The organism is Variovorax sp. VaC1 (assembly GCF_043658315.1).
In the GTDB taxonomy this organism is placed as follows: domain Bacteria; phylum Pseudomonadota; class Gammaproteobacteria; order Burkholderiales; family Burkholderiaceae_C; genus Variovorax.
Genome location: NZ_JBIGLT010000003.1, coordinates 756,084 through 773,434, shown reverse-complemented (window position 1 = coordinate 773,434; position 17,351 = coordinate 756,084). Strand labels below are relative to the sequence as shown.

At 66.3% G+C, this 17,351-nt stretch carries 13 protein-coding genes; 7 read left to right on the top strand and 6 right to left on the bottom strand.

Translation table 11 applies throughout. The annotated features are described in order from the left end of the window. Nucleotides 1-63: 63 nt before the first annotated feature. The 4 genes from ACGLHS_RS15840 to ACGLHS_RS15825 form a co-directional block, all read right to left on the bottom strand. Nucleotides 64-1,293: a branched-chain amino acid ABC transporter substrate-binding protein gene (locus ACGLHS_RS15840; RefSeq protein WP_093240326.1), complete on the bottom strand. Its 1,230-nt coding sequence runs from the start codon at nt 1,291-1,293 to the stop codon at nt 64-66. A gap of 141 nt (nt 1,294-1,434) precedes the next feature. Further along, entirely contained in the window at nt 1,435-3,078 is a 1,644-nt protein-coding gene (locus tag ACGLHS_RS15835) for a 3-(methylthio)propionyl-CoA ligase (RefSeq protein WP_394481038.1), read from the bottom strand. A 113-nt stretch (nt 3,079-3,191) separates the two neighbouring features. After that, nucleotides 3,192-5,072 (bottom strand): CocE/NonD family hydrolase, encoded by a 1,881-nt coding sequence (locus tag ACGLHS_RS15830; RefSeq protein ID WP_394481036.1) that lies wholly within the window; start codon nt 5,070-5,072, stop codon nt 3,192-3,194. A gap of 75 nt (nt 5,073-5,147) precedes the next feature. Continuing rightward, complete coding sequence (locus tag ACGLHS_RS15825) at nt 5,148-6,977, bottom strand: carboxylesterase/lipase family protein (RefSeq protein ID WP_394481034.1); 1,830 nt, start codon at nt 6,975-6,977, stop codon at nt 5,148-5,150. Between the two features lie 131 nt (nt 6,978-7,108). On the opposite strand from ACGLHS_RS15825, the gene ACGLHS_RS15820 reads away from it, so the two are divergent. The 6 genes from ACGLHS_RS15820 (at nt 7,109) to ACGLHS_RS15795 (ending at nt 11,918) form a co-directional block, all read left to right on the top strand. Continuing rightward, entirely contained in the window at nt 7,109-8,233 is a 1,125-nt protein-coding gene (locus ACGLHS_RS15820; RefSeq protein ID WP_394481032.1) for an AraC family transcriptional regulator, read from the top strand. 46 nt (nt 8,234-8,279) lie between these two features. Beyond that, the gene (locus tag ACGLHS_RS15815; RefSeq protein ID WP_394481030.1) at nt 8,280-9,758 is read left to right on the top strand and encodes a YdiU family protein; all 1,479 of its coding nucleotides are present in this window, start codon (nt 8,280-8,282) and stop codon (nt 9,756-9,758) included. Then, nucleotides 9,755-10,165: a peptide-methionine (R)-S-oxide reductase MsrB gene (gene msrB / locus ACGLHS_RS15810; RefSeq protein ID WP_394481028.1), complete on the top strand. Its 411-nt coding sequence runs from the start codon at nt 9,755-9,757 to the stop codon at nt 10,163-10,165. Before ACGLHS_RS15815 ends, msrB begins: the two co-directional genes overlap by 4 nt. Then, a complete protein-coding gene (locus ACGLHS_RS15805) occupies nt 10,166-10,708 on the top strand; it encodes a septation protein A (RefSeq protein WP_093240336.1) in 543 nt (180 codons plus the stop codon). Then, entirely contained in the window at nt 10,705-10,980 is a 276-nt protein-coding gene (locus ACGLHS_RS15800) for a BolA family transcriptional regulator (RefSeq protein ID WP_187110215.1), read from the top strand. The genes ACGLHS_RS15805 and ACGLHS_RS15800 overlap by 4 nt, the downstream gene beginning before the upstream one ends. A gap of 152 nt (nt 10,981-11,132) precedes the next feature. Then, nucleotides 11,133-11,918, top strand: a complete 786-nt coding sequence (locus tag ACGLHS_RS15795; protein WP_394481025.1) for a peptidylprolyl isomerase — start codon at nt 11,133-11,135, stop codon at nt 11,916-11,918. Between the two features lie 75 nt (nt 11,919-11,993). Here ACGLHS_RS15795 and ACGLHS_RS15790 read toward each other — a convergent pair whose 3' ends face one another. Together ACGLHS_RS15790 and purL are read right to left on the bottom strand one after the other, a co-directional pair. After that, complete coding sequence (locus tag ACGLHS_RS15790) at nt 11,994-12,305, bottom strand: hypothetical protein (RefSeq protein WP_394481023.1); 312 nt, start codon at nt 12,303-12,305, stop codon at nt 11,994-11,996. 5 nt (nt 12,306-12,310) lie between these two features. Further along, nucleotides 12,311-16,327, bottom strand: coding sequence for a phosphoribosylformylglycinamidine synthase (gene purL, locus ACGLHS_RS15785; RefSeq protein ID WP_394481021.1), 4,017 nt, complete (start codon nt 16,325-16,327; stop codon nt 12,311-12,313). Between the two features lie 199 nt (nt 16,328-16,526). Here purL and map point away from each other — a divergent pair, with 199 nt between their 5' ends. Then, complete coding sequence (map, locus tag ACGLHS_RS15780) at nt 16,527-17,351, top strand: type I methionyl aminopeptidase (RefSeq protein ID WP_394481019.1); 825 nt, start codon at nt 16,527-16,529, stop codon at nt 17,349-17,351.

Sequence of the window (17,351 nt, the reverse complement as noted above, 5' to 3'; positions counted from 1 at the left end):
CAAATTGCTACCCGTGGGTAGATGACTTCTACCAACGGGTAGGAAATGCGTTCACAAAGACGCCTAGGGGCGCTTCATCTGGCAGGTCGTGGGCGTGCTCGCCACATACGACTCGTAATACTTCACGGGGACGTTCGTGTAACCGGTGTTTTCAGCGTCGTAGGGGTACTTGGCACTGGCCTTTTCCCAACGCGAGATGTACAGCCCCTGCTGCAATTGGTGGTCGGCCTTGCGCACCTCGACCTCGCCGTTGAAGCTCTTGATCTTCATGCCCTCGAGCGCGGCGGCGACCTTGACCGGATCAGTCGACTTGGTCTGCGCGAAGGCGGCGTCGAGCAGCGCGAACACGTGATAGATCGAGGCCTGCGTCAGGTCGTCGTTCATCTTCTTCTTGTAGCCCGCCATGATCTTCTGGATGTCGCCGCCCATGTTGTAGTGGGCATAGGCCACGGTGTAGACCTTGCCGTCGGACGTGGCCCCCATGGCCGTGGGCGTGCCGGCGCCCGGCGCGTAATACGTCAGGAACTTGACGTTCAGGCCCGAGTCGTTGGCCGCCTTGATGAGCAGCGACAGGTCGGAGCCCCAGTTGCCGGTGATGACGGTGTCTGCGCCCGAGGCCTTGATCTTGGCGATGTAGGGCGAGAAGTCGCGCACCTGCGCCAGCGGGTGCAGGTCGTCGCCCACGATCTGGATGTCGGGGCGCTTGACCTTCAGGTCTTCCTTGGCGAACTTCGACACCTGCACGCCATGCGCGTAGTTCTGGCCGAGGATGTAGACCTTCTTGATGTCGGGCTGGTCCTTCATCCAGGTGGTCAGTGCCTCCATCTTCATGGAGGTGTCGGCGTCGACCCGGAAGTGCCAGTAGCTGCACTTGCTGTTGGTCAGGTCGGGGTCGACCGCCGCGTAGTTCATGTACAGCAGCTCCTTGCCCGGATTGCGCGCGTTGTTCTTCTCGACGGCGTCGATGATCGCGAGCGCGGGGCCGGAGCCGTTGCCCTGCATGATGTAGCGCGCGCCCTGGTCCTGCGCGGAGCGCAGCGCGGCGGTGGTTTCCTGCGGGCTGAGCTTGTTGTCGAGCGCGAGGATCTCGAACTTCACGCCCGACAGGTTCTTCTTGTTGAACTCTTCAGCAAGGTATTGCGTGGTCTTCAGCTGGTTGGTGCCCACCGCGGCCATCAGGCCCGACAGCGGGTCGAGCCAGGCGATCTTGACCGTCTCGCCCTTTTGGGCGAATGCGGCCGTCACGCTCACCAACATTGCACAGGCAGCTACTGACTTGATAGCAAATTGCATGAAGAGTCTCCTGAGTGAAAGGCGGGATGCCAGCGTACAAGCGCCCTTTTTTTCGCCGCACAGGGAATGCCCGGAAGAAGGGCCGCCGAGGCGGCCTTGCTATCACGTGCGCGACAGTGCGTGTGGGCTTGGCTTGTGTCTTCAGAGCGTGGGCAGCTTGTAGTCCTTGAGCAGTTCGCGAAGACGGGTCTTCAGGATCTTGCCGGTGGCGCCCAGTGGAATGGCATCGACGAACACCACGTCGTCGGGGATCTGCCACTTGGCGGTCTTGCCTTCGTAGAACTTCAGCAGCTCCTCGCGCGTGACCTCGGCGCCGGGCTTCTTCACGACCGCGATGATCGGGCGCTCGTCCCACTTCGGGTGGAACACGCCGATGCAGGCGGCCATGGCCACCGCCGGGTGCGCGACCGCGATGTTCTCGATGTCGATGGAGCTGATCCACTCACCGCCGGACTTGATCACGTCCTTGCTGCGGTCGGTGATCTGCAGGTAGCCGTCGGCGTCGATGGTGGCAACGTCGCCGGTCGGGAACCAGCCGCGGCCCTGCGCGTCGGCGATGAGCGGGTTGCCGCCCTCGCCCTTGAAGTATTCCTTCACGACCCACGGGCCCTTGACCAGCAGGTCGCCGTAGGCCTTGCCGTCCCAGGGCAGCTCGTTGCCGTCGCCGTCGACGATCTTCATGTCGACGCCGAAGATCGCCCGGCCCTGCTTCATGCGGATCTGCAGTTGCGCATCGGCCGGCAGCGACAGGTGCTTGTTCTTGAGCGTGCAGAGCGTGCCCAGCGGGCTCATCTCGGTCATGCCCCAGGCGTGCAGCACCTCGACGTTGTAGTTCTCCTGGAACGCCGTAATCATGGCCGGCGGGCAGGCCGAGCCACCGATGACGGTGCGGTTCAGCTTGCTGAACTTCAGGCCGTTGGTCTGCATGTGGCCCAGCATCATCTGCCAGACGGTAGGCACACCGGCCGCGAAGGTCACGCCCTCGGACTCGATCAGCTCGTACACCGACTTGCCGTCGAGCGACGGGCCCGGAAACACCAGCTTGCAGCCCACCAGCGCGGCCGAGTACGGAATGCCCCAGGCGTTGACGTGGAACATCGGCACCACCGGCAGCACCGAGTCTTGCGCCGAGATGCGCATGACGTCGGGCAGCGCCGCGGCGTAGGCGTGCAGCATCGTCGAGCGGTGGCTGTAGAGCGCGGCCTTCGGGTTGCCCGTGGTGCCGCTCGTGTAGCACATGCTCGACGCCGAGTTCTCGTCGAAGGTCGGCCAGTCGTAGTCCGAAGACTGCTGGCCGAGCCAGCTTTCGTAGCTCACGAGGTTGGGCACGCCGCTGTCGGCCGGCAGCCTGTCGGCGTCGCACAGCGCCACCCACTTGCGGATCGTCGGGCAGCGCGCATGCACCGCCTGCACCAGCGGCAGGAAGCTCAGGTCGAAGCACAGGATCTGGTCTTCGGCGTGGTTGGCGATCCAGGCGATCTGGTCGGGATGCAGGCGCGGGTTGATGGTGTGCAGCACGCGGCCGCTGCCGCTCACGCCGTAGTACAGCTCCAGGTGGCGATAGCCGTTCCAGGCCAGCGTGGCCACGCGGTCGCTGAACAGCAATTGCTCGCCGTCCAGCGCGTTGGCCACCTGCCGGGCACGCGATGCGATACCGCCCCACGTCGTGCGGTGAATATCGCCTTCGACCCGGCGCGAGACGATCTCGCCGTCGCCGTTGTGGCGCTCGACGAACTCGATCAGCGACGAGATCAAAAGCGGTTGGTCTTGCATCAAACCCAGCATCTACGGACTCCTTTGTGAAATGACTTCTGAAAGCTTGCGAACAAGAGATTCACGCAAGCTTCGGCCACTTGCACAATGACACAAACCCGCACTGCATGATTGAACGAAGCGGCTCAAGTGGGCGCCCGCGGCCCGACACCCGCGGGCACCGCGCCCACGACCTTGCGGCACGGCTGGCGGATCGTCTTGTCGCAGCTCGGCAGCTCCTTCGCATGGGCATACGGGATGTGGCCCAGCACGATGCTCGAAGGGTGCGTGGCGTCGTGCCACACCTTGTTGGTCGAGGCCGTGGTGTTGTTGCCGAAGATCCAGAACCCAGTCTGCGAAGGGGTATCGACGGTCACGCGGATGCTGGAGCCGGCGCGGAACACGTGGGCGAACTTCTGGATCTCCACGCGCACCGGATTGGGCTGGGCTGCATCCAACGGCGCTTCGGTCGCCTTGGTGAAGTCGCCGAAGGGCCGCAGCACCGACGAACGGGCACCGTCCAGCGCACGCTTGGAGGCACGCAGCCAGCCGCGCTGCACGAACATCTCCTGCCCGTCGGGCCGCACCTCGGACACGGTGAGCTGCAGGTCGGTGTCGGCGGCGGTGGCGTTGATCCACAGGTCGGCCGAGCCTTCGCCGTAGAAGCTCAGGTCTTCCGGCAGAGCGGCCGTGGTGAAGGTGAGCTGGCCGTCCTTTTCGCTGTCGGCCACGGCCTGCCAGCCTTCGGCGGCGGGGTTGTTCACCACCGGGCTCTTCACCGGGTAGCGGTAGGTCGAAGAATCGGAAACCTGCGTCGGCTTGGCATCGGCAAGCATGCCGCCCGGCTGCATCCACAGGCGCATCGGCGTGACCTTGACCGGCAGACGGTCGAACTCGGCCACGCCCGTGGGCTTGAGCTTCGGCGCACCGGTGATGGCCTTCTGGTCGATCTTCTGCATCTCCTGCAGCAGGCGCACATGCGGCTCTTTTTCGAAGCCGTTGTCTTCGCCCTTCACGAAATGGGCCAGGAAGCGCTTGAGTGCGCTGTCGATGTAGTCGGAGGTGACGTTGGTGTGGTGGTCGCCGTTGGCGCTGATGAGCCACATCTTCTCGGGCGCCATCGTGTCTTCGTAGTAGCCCGAGCGCGGGCCGATCTGCTCGTCCTGCCACGACTGGGTGCCCAGCGCTGGGATGTCGATCTTGGCGGTCTCGTAGAACGCGCTGCGCTTGACGTACAGGCCGTCGGCGTAGGGGTTCTCCAACCACTTCGTCAGGTCCAGATCGGGCCGCTTGATCTTCGCGATGTTGTCGGCCACGGTCTTGGCGCACTCGGTGTCGCCGTCGAGCTTGGCCGCGATATCGGCGGCCTTGTTCCAGGTGGCCGGGAACCCGCCCCACCACTGCGCCGGAAACCCGATGTTCTTGATGCCGCCGGGGTAGCCCACGTCGCGGTACGGGTCGGTCACGTTCTTGCTGGGCGTGATGGCCAGCAGGCCCTTGGGCCGGTGCGCCGCCACCCACAGCTGGTTGTAGCCCGAATACGAGTAGCCGATCATGCCGATCTTGCCGTTCGACCATGGCTGCTTGCCGGCCCATTCGAGCGCGAAGGCGCCGGCCGCGCCGGTGCTGGCGTCGAAGACCTGGTCTTCACCGGTCGAGCAGCCGGTGCCCGGCACGTTCAGGCCCATGACCGCATAGCCTTCGGCCAACCAGGGCTGGCCGACGTTCGGGGCCGAGCCCGAGCTGTAGCCGTCGTACTCCACCAGCAGCGGAAAGCTGCCGGTGGCACTGGGCAGCAGCAGCGAGTAGCGCATCTTGTTGCCATCGGGCAGCGTGATGTAGCCCCACTTGCGCACCGGGCCCTTCTCGGGCTGGGCCTCGGGCGTGGTGGCCGGCGGCGGCGAGCCGGCCGACGGGAAGAACGAGAACCCGCTGTGCGAGCCGCCGCCGCATGCGGCAAGGCCGGCCGCAACGGCCACGAGCGAAGCGGCAAGCCGCCAGCGGTTGGGGTGTCTGAAAGTCGTCATTGGTTGTCTCCGTTGTTGTTTTGAAGTCATGCGCGGCCCAGGCGCGATTCGAGGCGATTCAAGCGATCCGGCGACTCAGGGCGTCGTCGTGATCCGGGTTTCGGTGAGCGTGGCGTCGTAGCGCAGCGTGGCTGGCCAGGGCGCCCAGGTGGCGCCGAGTTCGGGCGTGTTCGGGTCGCCCTTGCGCATGAAGGCACCGATGCTGGCCATCATGGCGTTCGACAACGCCACGCGGCCCGGCTTGTTGGCGGTGCTGTTGGTCACGCTGGAAAAGAGCGACGGCCCGAAGTTGCCGAACATGAAGCCCAGGTCGAAGCCGTGCGCGGCGCCGTACACGTCGTTCCACGGCGCGGGTTCCTGCGCCCAGTCGAAGCGGTAGTGCCAGACGCTGTTCGGCTGCTGCAGCTTCAGCGTGTCGAGCAGGTTCACGCGGCTGGCGTCGCCCAGCAGTTGCGTGATGAGCGCGGTCTTCGCATTGAAGCCGGTGCCGGGCGCCGTGATGGGCAGATACGACGGATCGATGATGTCGGCCACCGTCAGCGGCGTGGGCTCGTCGGGCTTGAAGTTCATCATCATCGAGAACCGCGCGGCGTCGCTGATGAGGTGGCCCGGCTTGGCGCCCGGCGCCAGGCTGGCAAGCAGCGGCGCGAAGAGCTTGCCCTCGTCCCGCGTGAAGCCCAGCAGCAAGGGCACCTTGTTGTAGTTGCCGACGCCGATCTCATGGATGGGATCGACCGGCAACACCTTGCCATCGGGAATCGGCCCGGCGCTGTTCAGGCCCGCGGCCAGCACGTTGGCCAGCAGCTTGTTCGCATCCTGCCCGCGCAGGTAGGCGGCGATCTGCGCCGGCGGCTGCGCGGCGATGTAGCTCGCGGCGGTGGCGTTCGATGCCTTGCCGTCGACCACCACCAGCGTCTTCAAGATGTTCTGGCCCTGCGTGAGCGCGGTCGATTCGGGGCTCAGCGTGGGCAACCCGGCAGTCAGATTGCTCTGCAGCGACAGCCCCGCGCTGATCGGCAACGCCTTGTGGAACAGGCCCTTGGCCATCGGCGACGCCAGCAGCGCCAGCACGTTGGTGCCGCCGGCCGACTGGCCCGACAGCGTGACGTTGCCTGGGTCGCCGCCGAAGACCTCGATGTTCTTCTGGATGTAGCGCAGCGCCGCCATGTTGTCGAGCATGGTGAAGTTGCCCGAATCGTCGCCCGCGGCGCTGCCGGTGCGCAGTTGCGGTATGGCCAGGTAGCCCAGGATGCCGACGCGGTAGTTGGCCGTGACGATGACGGCGTTGGTGGCCTTGGCGAGCCTGGCGCCGTCGTACACCGGGTCGGCGGTGTAGCCCGAGATATTGCTGCCGCCATACAGGAACAGCAGCACCGGCAGGTTCTTGTCGGTGTTGGCCGGGCGCCAGATGTTGAGCGTCAGGCAGTCTTCGCTGCCGACCGGGGTGTTCAGCGTGGTGCCGATGCTCGCGTCATAAGTGTTGTGGCTGCCGGGGCCGTAGATGCGGCCCATCTGCAGGCAGGCATTGCCGAACTTGTCGGCCTTGCGCGTGTCGCTCCAGGCCGTGGGCTCGACCGGCGCGCGCCAGCGCAGATCGCCCACAGGCGCTTGCGCGAAGGGAACGCCCTTCCAGAAGTAGCTGCCCGAATTGGCGCTGTCGTCCACGCCTTCGATCTTGCCGGCCGAGGTCTGGCGAACCATGGGGCCGTCGGCGGGTGGTGCGGGCGGCGCGGGTGGTGGTGCGACGGCTGCCGGTGGCGGCAGGGGAATGAAGCCTGACCCCGACGATCCGCCACCGCAGGCCGACAGGGCCATGCATGCGGTCACGGCCAGCGCGATCGCGCCGGCCTTTGTCGTTCCTGCCCTTGCCGTACCCTGGTTTTCCGTTGTCTCTGTGCTGTTCATTTTTTTGTCTCCACACCGGGTTAATCGGAATGCGTGCATCGGCGCCCGGCACCCATACTCCGGCCCGCCGAACCCACAAAAATTCTAGAAACCGGCCCCGCATTTCCCGCTATCACAAACGAGCCAAAGCAATGACTTCAGGAGCACAAATCCCCCGCCACTTGCGCCGTCCGCAGCGCCGGGGGGCCTGTGTGCCGCAGCCCGAGCTGCGCACCAGCTCCGCCGACTGGCTGGAGGGGGTGCTCGGAATGTTCGAGGCCGAAGGGCTCGACGTGCCCGCACTGCTGCGCGACGCGGGGTTCGATCCGGAGTCGTTGCACCAGCAGAACGCGCGCTTCCCGGTCGACGAGATCACGATGCTCTGGCAGCTGGCGGTGTCGCGCGTCGGCAAGCCCACGCTAGGCCTGAACCGCGAACTGGCCTCGACCTACAGCAAGCTGGGCACCGTCGGCCATGCGATGGCCTGCGCGCCCGACCTGAAGACCAGCCTGGGCAGCCTCACGCGCTACATGGCCGTGATCTCGGACGCCACCACCTTCTCGATGAACGACGACCCGCGCGGCAGCTGGATGTCGCTGGAGCACAGCGGCGGCAGCCTGCCGATTCCGCGCCAGCGCGTCGAATACGCGCTGCTGACGCTGTTCACCTTCGCCCGCTGGGCCGCACGGCGCGACCTGCAGCCGCTGATGGTGGAGTTCGTCTACCCTGCCCCGGCCGACGACCGCCCGCACCGCGAAGCCTTCGGCTGCGACATCCGCTTCAACTGCAGCGCCAACCGCCTGCTGCTGTCGACCGTCGACATGACGATGCACCTGCCGACGCACCATCCGGCGCTGGCCGAGATGCACCAGCACCTGCTCGAAGACCAACTGACCCAGCTCGGCCAGACCACCACCAGCAGCCTCGTGTGCGCCGAAATCGCGCGCCGGCTGCAGCAGGGCGAGCCTCGCCGGCAGGACGTGGCGGCCGGCCTCGGCATTGCCGAGCGCACCTTGCAGCGCCGGCTGCAGGAAGAGTCGGTGTCGTTCCAGTCGCTGCTCGACCGCACCCGCCGCGAACTGGCGCAGCAGTACCTGGCCGAGCAGCGCCACACGCTGACCGACGTGGCCGACCTGCTCGGCTTTGTGGACACCAGCAATTTCTTTCGCGCCTGCAAGCGCTGGTTCGGACTGCCGCCCGCGCAGTACCGGGCGCGGATCTGGCAAGGCAGTGGCCCGGCGGGCAGGATGCTGCCGGCCGGCGCGCTGCTGAACTGAAGGCCCCGCCGGCAAGGGGTTTCGCGCTCTGCCGGACAATCCGGCGATGAGCCTGCTTGCTGAAGACACCGACATCGCGAACCTGGGACTGCGCTGGAAACCCGGCTTTTCGACCCTCGGCCCCGCGTTTTTCACCGCACTGCAACCGACACCGCTGCCCGACCCGTACTGGGTGTGCCGCAGCGAGGCCGTCGCGCGCGAACTCGGCCTGCCGGCCGATTGGCCTTCCGACAGCACGCTCCGGGCACTGACGGGCAGCATGCCGGTTGCCGGCACGCAACCCTTCGCCACGGTCTACAGCGGCCACCAGTTCGGCGTGTGGGCGGGCCAGTTGGGCGATGGCCGCGCGATCATGATCGGCGAGACCGAAGCCGGCCTCGAAGTGCAACTGAAGGGCGCGGGCCGCACGCCCTATTCGCGCGGCGGCGACGGCCGTGCGGTGCTGCGATCGAGCATCCGCGAATTTCTCTGCAGCGAGGCCATGCACGGCCTGGGCATTCCGACCACCCGCGCGCTCTGCGTGACCGGCTCCGACGCCCGCGTGCTCCGCGAAGAATTGGAAAGTGCCGCCGTGGTCACCCGCGTGGCGCCCAGCTTCATCCGCTTCGGCCACTTCGAGCACTTTGCGGCCAACCAGCGCGAGGACGAACTGCGCGCGCTGGCCGACTACGTCATCGACCGCTACTACCCGGCCTGCCGCACCACCGAGCGCTTCAACGGCAATGCCTACGCGGCCTTTCTCGAAGCGGTGAGCGAGCGCACCGCCGCCCTGCTCGCGCAATGGCAGGCCGTGGGCTTTTGCCATGGGGTGATGAACACCGACAACATGAGCATCCTCGGGCTCACCATCGACTACGGGCCCTTCCAGTTCCTCGACGGTTTCGATCCGCGCCACATCTGCAACCACAGCGACACCAGCGGGCGCTACGCCTTCAACCAGCAGCCCAACGTGGCGTACTGGAACCTGTTCTGCCTGGCGCAGGCGCTGCTGCCGCTGATCGGCGACCAGGAAGTCGCAGTGGCCGCGCTGGAGTCGTACAAGACCGTGTTCCCCACCGAGTTCGAGGCCCGCATGCGCGCCAAGCTCGGCCTGACCGATTCGGCCGAAGGCGACCGCGCGCTGATCGAAGGCGTGCTCAAGCTGCTGGCCGCGGGCAAGGTCGACTACACGATCTTCTGGCGCCGGCTCTCGCACTTCATGGCCGACGGCAAGGTCGAGCCGGTGCGCGACCTGTTCCTCGACCGCGAGGGCTTCGATGCCTGGCTGCTATTGTTTTCAGAGCGGCATGCGAAGGGCCAGCGCTCGCAAGCGGCCGATTTGATGCTCAAATCCAACCCCAAGTTCGTGCTGCGGAACCACCTCGGCCAGCAAGCCATCGAAGCAAGTCAGCAAAAAGACAACTCGGGTGTGGCAGTCTTGCTGGCGCTGCTCGAAGCCCCATTTGAAGAACACCCCGGCGCCGACGCGTATGCCGGCTTCCCGCCCGACTGGGCGTCCACGATTGAAATCAGCTGCTCATCATGACCAACCCCGTTGAAAAGACCGACGCCGAATGGAAAGCCCTCCTCGCTGAAAAAGGCGCCGAGCCTGCAGCCTTCGAGGTCACGCGCCACGCCGCCACCGAGCGCCCCTTCACCGGCAAGTACGAAGCGCACTGGGACGACGGCACCTACCACTGCGTGTGCTGCGGCGCCAAGCTATTCGAGTCGGGCACCAAGTTCGACGCGGGCTGCGGCTGGCCCAGCTTCTCCGAAGAAGCCGTGCCCGGCGCCATCCGCAACATCGTCGACCGCTCGCACGGCATGGTGCGCACCGAGAACGTCTGCGCCAACTGCGGCGCCCACCTGGGCCACGTGTTCCCCGACGGCCCGACCGAAACCGGCCTGCGCTACTGCATGAACTCGGCATCGCTCGACTTCCAGAAAAAATAAATGAAACTGCTCCTCGACTTCTTCCCGATCCTGCTGTTCTTCGGCGCCTACAAGCTGGGCGACATCTACACCGCCACCGGCGTGCTGATGGCCGCCACCGTGGTGCAGATGGCGGTCATCTACGCCATGGAACGCAAGCTGCAGGCGATGCAGAAGGCCACGCTGGTGCTGATCCTGCTGTTCGGCACGCTCACACTGGCGCTACACGACGACCGCTTCATCAAGTGGAAGCCGACGGTGCTCTACGGCGCCATGGCGATCGCGCTGGCGGTGGCGCTCTGGGCGCTGAAGAAGAACTTCCTGAAGATGCTGCTGGGTCAGCAGCTCGAGCTGCCCGAACGCATCTGGGGCCGGCTGAACGTGGCGTGGATCGGCTATTGCCTCTTCATGGCGCTCATCAACGGCTACGTGGCGGCCTACTTCACCACCGAGGCCTGGGTCAACTTCAAGCTCTGGGGCTATGTATTCCCCATCGTCTTCCTGGTGGCCCAGGGCCTGTACATTGCGCCGCACCTGAAGGGCGACGACAAGCCCACCGCATGAGCACCGCTGCACTCCTGCCCACCGCGGCCGACCTCGAAGCCGCGCTGCGCGAAGCACTGGCGCCCACGACGCTCGAAGTGATCGACGAGAGCGGCGCCCACGCCGGCCATGCAGGCGCCAACGCAGAGGGCCGCGGCACCCATTTCCGGGTGCGCATCGCCTCCCCGCTTTTCGCCGGAAAGCCCCGCGTTGCGCGGCATCGGCTTGTGTATGATGCCCTCCAAGTTTTTATCGCACAGGGTCTGCACGCCATCGCCATCGAGGTGCTCTGAGTCGTCCATGGGTCACAAGCCGGTCGCCAACCGCATTCGTCGCGGCAAGCCGGCCACCCAACCCCTTCTTCCCCAATTTCTCCCCCATTCCTGCTTTCTTTCACGCGCCTTTTTCTACACGCGCATTTCCTTCCCAGCTTGATATTCATTCCATGAAAAAACAAATCTTGCAGGCCGTTGCGGCCGCAGCGCTGCTCGGTGCCATCCCCTTGGCGGCTCTGGCGCAGAACGCAGCCATCGTCAACGGCAAGCCGGTGCCCAAGGCCCGCATGGACGTGCTGGCACAGCAGCTCGCCGCTGCCGGCCGCCCGGTGACGCCTGAAATGCAAGGCCAGCTGCGCGAGGAAATCGTGGCGCGCGAAGTGTTCATGCAGGAAGCGCAAAAGCAGGGCCTGGACGCCAGCGACGACTACAAGAACCAGCTCGAGCTCGCACGCCAGGCCATCCTGATCCGCGCCCTGTTCGACAACTACCGCAAGACCAACCCGATCTCGGACGCCGACGTCAAGGCCGAGTACGACAAGTTCGTCGCGGCCAACGGTGGCAAGGAATACAAGGCCCGCCACATCCTGGTCGAAACCGAAGACCAGGCCAAGAAGATCATGGCCGACCTGAAGAAGGGTGCCAAGTTCGAAGACATCGCCAAGAAGCAGAGCAAGGACCCGGGATCGGGCGCCAACGGCGGCGACCTCGACTGGGCCAACCCCGCGAGCTTCGTGCCCGAGTTCTCCGAAGCCATGATCAAGCTCAAGAAGGGCGAGACCACCCCCGCGCCCATCAAGACGCAGTTCGGCTGGCACATCATCCGTGTCGACGACATCCGCCAGGCCCAACTGCCGAAGCTGGAAGAAGTGAAGCCGCAGATCATCCAGCAACTGCAGCAGCAACGCCTGCAGAAGTACCAGGAAGAACTGCGCGCGAAGGCGAAGGTGGAGTAAGCAAGCCTCCGGCTTCTGCCCCCACAAAAAAAGCGGCCCGCGGGCCGCTTTTTTATTGCCTTGAAACCGGCGAAGTCAGATCGCCCAGGTGCCGAAGTTGTCGCCCGGCCCGTCGAGCACAAGAAAAGCCCGCCAGGCGGCATCCGCGCTGTCGCCCTGCATCGCTCGGCGCAGCGCGTCGAGCGTGCGCACGATCTTCTTCGAGGCGCCGAAATACGCGGCGTTGAGCGCATCGAGTTGCGGCAGCAGAACCTGCAACACCTGCGCACGGGCCACCGGCTCGGCAGCCGGATCGCCCTGCCACGCGAGCAGTTGCTTGCGAATCAGGTCCTCGATCCGCGCCGCTTCCAGCACATGCCGGCTTTGCGGATGGTCGAGGTCGAGCATCGGCTTCAGCCCACCCAGCGGCGCGCGTTGCGCCAGATCTGCATCCAGGGGCTCAGTTCGCTGCGGTCGCCCGGCGTCCAGCTCATCTGGATGTTGCGGAACACGCGCTCCGGGTGCGGCATCACGGCGGTGAAGCGGCCGTCCGGCGTGGTGACCGAGGTCAGGCCGCCTGCGCTGCCGTTCGGGTTGAACGGGTACTGCTCGGTCGGCTTGCCGTGGTTGTCGACGAAGCGCATGGCCGCGATGGCCTTGCCCGCATCGCCGCGGTGCTTGAAGTTGGCGTAGCCCTCGCCGTGCGCCACCGCGATCGGCAGGCGGCTGCCGGCCATGCCCGCGAAGAAGATGCTGGGCGATTCGAGCACTTCGACCATCGACAGGCGGGCCTCGAAGCGCTCGCTCTGGTTGGTGGTGAAGCGCGGCCAGGCTTCGGCGCCCGGAATGATGTCGGCCAGTTCGGCAAACATCTGGCAGCCGTTGCACACGCCCAGGCCGAAGGTGTCTGTGCGGCCGAAGAAGGCCTTGAACTGCTCGGCCAGCTTCGGGTTGAAGGTGATGCTGCGGGCCCAGCCGATGCCGGCGCCCAGCGTGTCGCCGTAGCTGAAGCCGCCGCAGGCGACCACGCCCTTGAAGTTGGCCAGGTCTGCCCTGCCCGTCTGCAGGTCGGTCATGTGGACGTCGTAGGCCTCGAAGCCGGCCTCGGTGAAGGCATAGGCCATCTCGACATGCGAGTTGACGCCCTGCTCGCGCAGGATCGCGACCTTGGGCCGGGACTGGAGGATGGCTGGGGCCGCCGGCTGCGCGTTCGGCAGGAACACGTGCATGCCCGGGTCCGAAGGCTCGCCGGCCGCGGCGTGCTCGGCATCGGCGCAGGCCGGGTTGTCGCGCTCGCGGGCGATCTTCCAGCTGACCGAATCCCACACCTGCTGCAGGTCCTGCAAGGTCGCGCTGAAGACCGACTTGGCATCGCGCCAGATTTCGAGCTTGCCCTTGCCGGCGTCCATGGTCGAGCTGGCCGGCCGCGTCTTGCCGACGAAATGGCTGTGGGCGCTCAGGCCATGGGTGCGCAGCACCTGCATCACGTCGTTGCGCTCGGCCGTGCGCACCTGCAGCACCATGCCGAGTTCTTCGTTGAACAGCGCCTTGAGCGTGAGCTCTTCGCGCCGGCCGCTGACCTGCTGCGCCCAGTTCTTGGCGTCGCCGGTTTCCATGCGGCTGTCGGAAATGCCGTCGCCTTCGGTGACCAGCATGTCGACGTTGAGCGCCACGCCGACATGGCCGGCAAAGGCCATTTCACAGGCGGTGGCGAACAGGCCGCCGTCGCTGCGGTCGTGCATCGCGAGGATCTTGCCGTCGGCGCGCAGCGCATTCACGGCGTTCACCAGCGCGACCAGTTGCGCCGGATCGTCGAGGTCGGGCACGGCGTCGCCGCTCTGGTTGAGCGTCTGCGACAGGATGCTGCCGGCCATGCGGTGCTGGCCACGGCCCAGGTCGATCAGCACGAGCGTGGTGTCGGCCTCGGTGGCGTCGAGCTGCGGCGTGAGCGTGCCGCGCACATCGGCCAGCGTGGCGAAGGCGGTGACGATCAGGCTCACAGGCGAGGTGACCTTCTTGGCCTGCCCGTCGTCCTTCCACTGCGTGCGCATCGACAGCGAATCCTTGCCGACCGGAATCGACACGCCCAGCGCCGGGCACAACTCCAGGCCCACGGCCTTGACGGTTTCGTACAGCGCGGCGTCTTCGCCGGGCTCGCCGCAAGCCGCCATCCAGTTGGCCGACAGCTTGACGCGCGAGAGTTCGATCGGCGCGGCCAGCAGGTTGGTGATGGCCTCGGCCACGGCCATGCGGCCCGAGGCCGGCGCGTCGAGCGCGGCCAGCGGCGTGCGCTCGCCCATGCTCATGGCTTCGCCGGCGAAGCCCTTGTAGTCGGCCAGCGTCACGGCGCAATCGGCCACGGGCACCTGCCACGGGCCGGCCATCTGGTCGCGGTGGCTCAGGCCGCCCACGGTGCGGTCGCCGATGGTGATGAGGAAGCGCTTGGACGCCACGGTCGGGTGCGCAAGCACGTCGATGGCGGCCTTCTGCAGATCAACACCCGTGAGGTCGAGCGGCTTGAAGCTGCGGGCGACGCTCTTCACGTCGCGGTGCATCTTGGGCGGCTTGCCCAGCAGCACGTCCATCGGCATGTCGACCGGCTGGACCGCGGCGCCTTCGTCGGCCACCAGCAGCTGGCGCGCTTCGGTCGCCACGCCGACCACCGAGAACGGGCAGCGCTCGCGCTCGCAGAAGGCCTTGAACTGTTCGAGCGACTCCGGCGCGATGGCCAGCACGTAGCGCTCCTGGCTTTCGTTGCACCAGATTTCCTTCGGTGCCATGCCCGACTCTTCGAGCGGCACGGCGCGCAGGTCGAAGCGCGCGCCACGGCCGGCGTCGTTGGTCAGTTCGGGGAAAGCGTTGCTCAGGCCGCCCGCGCCCACGTCGTGGATCGCCAGGATCGGGTTGGCCGCGCCCTGCTGCCAGCAGTGGTTGATGACCTCCTGCGCACGGCGTTCGATTTCGGGGTTGCCGCGCTGCACCGAGTCGAAGTCGAGCTCGGCCGCGTTGGCGCCGGTGGCCATCGAGCTGGCGGCGCTGCCGCCCATGCCGATGCGCATGCCGGGGCCGCCGAGCTGGATCAGCAACGAGCCGGCCGGGAACTGGATCTTCTTGGTCTGCGCAGCGTCGATGCTGCCGAGGCCGCCCGCGATCATGATGGGCTTGTGGTAGCCGCGCTGCACGGTGTCGAGGTCGCTCGCGATGGTCTGCTCGTACTCGCGGAAGTAACCCAACAGGTTGGGCCGGCCGAATTCGTTGTTGAATGCGGCGCCGCCCAGCGGGCCCTCGGTCATGATCTGCAGCGGGCTGGCGATGTGCTCGGGCTTGCCGTAGTGGCCGTCTTCAGGCCACAGCTTGGACACCGTGAAGCCGGTCAGGCCGGCCTTGGGCCTGGAGCCGCGGCCGGTGGCGCCTTCGTCGCGAATCTCGCCGCCCGCGCCGGTCGAGGCGCCGGGGAAAGGCGAAATGGCCGTCGGGTGGTTGTGCGTCTCGACCTTCATGAGCACGTGGCTCAGGGCGCTCTCTTTTTGATAGCCCTGCTCGCCCGATCCGCTCGCACGTGCCACGAAGCGCTCGATGTTGTTGCCCTCCATCACCGAGGCGTTGTCCGCATAGGCGATCACCGTGTGCTGCGGGTTCTGCTTCTCGGTGTGGCGGATCATCGAGAACAGGCTTTGCGGCTGCGCCGCGCCGTCGATGGTGAAGTTGGCGTTGAAGATCTTGTGGCGGCAGTGCTCGCTGTTGGCCTGCGCGAACATCATCAACTCGACATCGCTCGGGTTGCGGCCCAGGCGGGTGAAGGCTTCGACCAGGTAGTCGATTTCGTCCTCGGCCAGCGCCAGGCCGAAGCCGGTGTTGGCCGCCTCCAGCGCCGCGCGGCCGCCGGTCTGCACGTCGACCTGCGCCATCGGCTGGGCCGGCAGTTCGCTGAACAGGCTGGCCGCCTGCTCGACGGTGGCCAGCACCGATTCGGTCATGCGGTCGTGCAGCGGGCCGGCCACGGCGGCCAATGCATCGCCTTCAAGAACCGGCGCCTTGCCGATCAGCGGGGCCTTGAGCTTCAGGTGGTACTGCGTGACGCGCTCGACCCGGCGCAGCGCCAGGCCGCAGTTGTGAGCAATGTCGGTGGCCTTGGAGGCCCAGGGCGACACCGTGCCCAGCCGGGGCGTGACGACCACCGAAGTGCCCGCCTTGGCCGGCGCCTCGAAGGGCTCGCCGTAGGTCAGGAGCGCGGCGAAGCGGTCACGGTCGGCGTCGCCCAGCGAGGCGTCAGTCACCACGAGGTGCACGAAACGGGCCGAAATGCCTTCGATGCGCGGCTCGATGGCCTGCAGTTTCGGCAGCAGTTGCCGCGCGCGGAAGTCGCTGAGCGCGCTGCCGCCCTCGAACAGGGTTACGACAGGAAGGGCTTGGGATGCGGGCTGCGTCACGGTCGATTTGGGCCTCGGGGGCCGCGTTGGGAATCAAGGAATCGAGGCGGATGGCCGCTGACTGGGGTCATCCGCGTTAACCCGGGATTTTAGGCCAACGCCGGGCCGCCCCAAGTTGGCCGCCCCCCTCGGGGGGCAGCGGGAACACGAAGTGCCCCGCGCTGGGGGCAGGTTCATTCTGCGATGGGATAATTCCGGGATGAGCATTACTTACAAAGACGCTGCAGGCATCGCCGCCATGCGCGTCGCCTGCCGCCTCGGGTCCGAAGTGCTGGACTACCTCACGCCCTTCATCAAGCCCGGCATCACGACGAACGAGATCGACCGGCTGGCGGCGGAATACATGGTCAAGCAGGGCACCACCTCGGCCACGGTGGGTTACCTGGGCGCCAGCAGCGTGCCCTTTCCGAAATCGCTGTGCACTTCGGTCAACCACGTGGTGTGCCACGGCATCCCCAATGACAAGCCCTTGAAGAAGGGCGACATCATGAACATCGACGTCACCGTCATCAAGGACGGCTGGTTCGGCGACAACAGCCGCATGTTCGTGATCGGCGACGCCTCCATCGCGGCCAAGCGCCTGTGCTCCATCACCTTCGAAGCCATGTGGCACGGCATCCTGCAGGTGCGCCCCGGCGGCCACCTGGGCGACGTGGGCCACGCGATCCAGAAGTTCGCCGAGGGCCAGGGCTTTTCGGTGGTGCGCGAGTTCTGCGGCCACGGCGTGGGCCAGCGCTTTCATGAAGAGCCGCAGGTGCTGCACTACGGCCGCCCCGGCACCATGGAAGAACTCAAGCCCGGCATGATCTTCACCATCGAGCCGATGATCAACGCCGGCAAGCGCGACGTGAAGGAAGACTTCAAGGGCGGCCAGTACGACGGCTGGACCATCGTCACCCGCGACCACTCGCTGTCGGCCCAGTGGGAGCACACGGTGCTGGTCACCGAAACCGGCTACGAGGTGCTGACCCTGTCGGAAGGCAGCCCGCCGCTGCCCTCCTTCGTCACCTCGACCAAGACCTGA

Coding starts and splice junctions, on each gene's coding strand:
- ACGLHS_RS15840 (WP_093240326.1), bottom strand. CDS start 1,293: ATGCAATTTGCTATCAAGTCAGTAGCTGCCTGTGCAATGTTGGTGAGC.
- ACGLHS_RS15835 (WP_394481038.1), bottom strand. CDS start 3,078: ATGCTGGGTTTGATGCAAGACCAACCGCTTTTGATCTCGTCGCTGATC.
- ACGLHS_RS15830 (WP_394481036.1), bottom strand. CDS start 5,072: ATGACGACTTTCAGACACCCCAACCGCTGGCGGCTTGCCGCTTCGCTC.
- ACGLHS_RS15825 (WP_394481034.1), bottom strand. CDS start 6,977: ATGAACAGCACAGAGACAACGGAAAACCAGGGTACGGCAAGGGCAGGA.
- ACGLHS_RS15820 (WP_394481032.1), top strand. CDS start 7,109: ATGACTTCAGGAGCACAAATCCCCCGCCACTTGCGCCGTCCGCAGCGC.
- ACGLHS_RS15815 (WP_394481030.1), top strand. CDS start 8,280: ATGAGCCTGCTTGCTGAAGACACCGACATCGCGAACCTGGGACTGCGC.
- msrB (WP_394481028.1), top strand. CDS start 9,755: ATGACCAACCCCGTTGAAAAGACCGACGCCGAATGGAAAGCCCTCCTC.
- ACGLHS_RS15805 (WP_093240336.1), top strand. CDS start 10,166: ATGAAACTGCTCCTCGACTTCTTCCCGATCCTGCTGTTCTTCGGCGCC.
- ACGLHS_RS15800 (WP_187110215.1), top strand. CDS start 10,705: ATGAGCACCGCTGCACTCCTGCCCACCGCGGCCGACCTCGAAGCCGCG.
- ACGLHS_RS15795 (WP_394481025.1), top strand. CDS start 11,133: ATGAAAAAACAAATCTTGCAGGCCGTTGCGGCCGCAGCGCTGCTCGGT.
- ACGLHS_RS15790 (WP_394481023.1), bottom strand. CDS start 12,305: ATGCTCGACCTCGACCATCCGCAAAGCCGGCATGTGCTGGAAGCGGCG.
- map (WP_394481019.1), top strand. CDS start 16,527: ATGAGCATTACTTACAAAGACGCTGCAGGCATCGCCGCCATGCGCGTC.